Consider the following 1,510-nt stretch of genomic DNA (forward strand, 5'->3'; position numbering starts at 1 on the left):
TCAGCCCGAGCCGGATCGGCGACATCGTCGCCGCAGCACTTCACCTCATCCATTTCGAATACCGATACCTGACCGCCGCTCGCTGAGATCACGTCAGTGCCTGGTCATGCTTTTTCGGAGGTACGCGCCACACCCCTCACAACCGCAGACCGAGCCGTCCCACCCTGCGCGGCACGGCACGGGTCCACGAACACCGCCAAGCGGACCGATCCTGTCCGCCTGGGGACCTACCGTCCTCGGTGAACGCACGTGAGCAGGAGGAACAGCATGGATTTCGTGTCGATCAGGGTCATCAGCGCGGATGTGGCCGGACTGGCCGCCTTCTACGCGAAGGTCCTCGGGACACCCGCACAGTTCGCGAACCCCGAGTTCGCCGAGGTGCGTACGGCCCGGGGTGCGATCGCGATCGGCAGCCCCCGGACCGTGGCGATGATCGCACCCGGGGCCGTCGAGCCGGGAACCAACCGCAGCGTCATCGTCGAGTTCCTGGTGGACGACGTCAACGCGGTGTTCGCCGGGGTGCGGGACACCGTCGAGGTGGTGGCCGAACCGACGACGATGCCGTGGGGCAACCGGTCACTGCTGGTCCGCGACCCCGACGGCAACCTGGTCAACTTCTTCACCCCGGTCAGCCCGGAGGCCAAGGCCAAGTTCGGTCGCTGACCCGGGCTCTACGATGAGGCGGTGAACCACACCGGGTTGCGCATCGCCGACGTGACGGTGACGGACACGAGACTGCAGAACGTCACCGTCACCCGGGGTGTCCTGTGGCGGGTGCGGATGCGCGGCGCCTGGCTCGGCCAGGTTTCCATCGACGGCCAGATCGAGGGCCTGACCGTCAACGGGGTCGACGTCGGCCCGCTGATCGAGGCCGAGCTGGACCGCCGCTACCCGGAGCGGGTCAAGATGCGCCCGGCCACCGCCGACGGGTTCCGCGAGGCGTGGGACATCCTGGAATCGTTGTGGGCCGAGACGGTGGACCGGGCCCGGCAGCTCCCGCCCCCGCTGCTGCACGAGCGGGTCGACGGCGAGTGGTCCTTCATCCAGACGTTGCGGCACCTGCTGTTCGCCACCGACATCTGGGTGAGCCGGGCGGTCCTCGGCAACCCCCGCCCGTGGCACCCGCTGAGCCTGCCGTTCGACGAGATGGACCCGGACGAGCGCGTCCCCTGGGACCGCGACGCGCAGCCCACCCTGGACGAGGTGCTCGCCCTGCGGGCCGACCGTGCGGAGACCGTCCGCCGGGTCCTCACGGGCCTGACCGACGAGGCCCTCGGCGCCGACACCGAACCGGTCGACGGCCCCGGCTACCCGCCGGCCGCCCAGTACCCGGTCGCCGAATGCCTGGGCACCGTGCTCCTCGAGGAGTGGCAGCACCGCCTCTACGCCGAACGCGACCTCGCGACGCTGCGTAACCAGTGACTATCGACCCAACGTATCGGCAATGATGCCCGTTCACCCCACGGCCCCGATAGGCCAGCGGTCGTTGGAGCGGCATGACCAACGAAAC

At 69.3% G+C, this 1,510-nt stretch carries 2 protein-coding genes; both read left to right on the top strand.

Going from position 1 to position 1,510, the window contains the following annotated elements; translation table 11 throughout:
• The first annotated feature begins 267 nt into the window (after nt 1-267).
• Nucleotides 268-663 (top strand): VOC family protein, encoded by a 396-nt coding sequence (locus WH85_RS46035; protein WP_045748557.1) that lies wholly within the window; start codon nt 268-270, stop codon nt 661-663.
• Nucleotides 664-684: 21 nt separating this feature from the next.
• On the top strand, nt 685-1,422 hold the full coding sequence (locus WH85_RS46040) for a DinB family protein (protein ID WP_045748558.1): 738 nt from the start codon (nt 685-687) through the stop codon (nt 1,420-1,422).
• Nucleotides 1,423-1,510 lie beyond the last annotated feature (88 nt).

The sequence above is a fragment of the Actinoplanes rectilineatus genome, assembly GCF_000962825.1.
In the GTDB taxonomy this organism is placed as follows: Bacteria; Actinomycetota; Actinomycetes; order Mycobacteriales; family Micromonosporaceae; genus Actinoplanes; species Actinoplanes rectilineatus.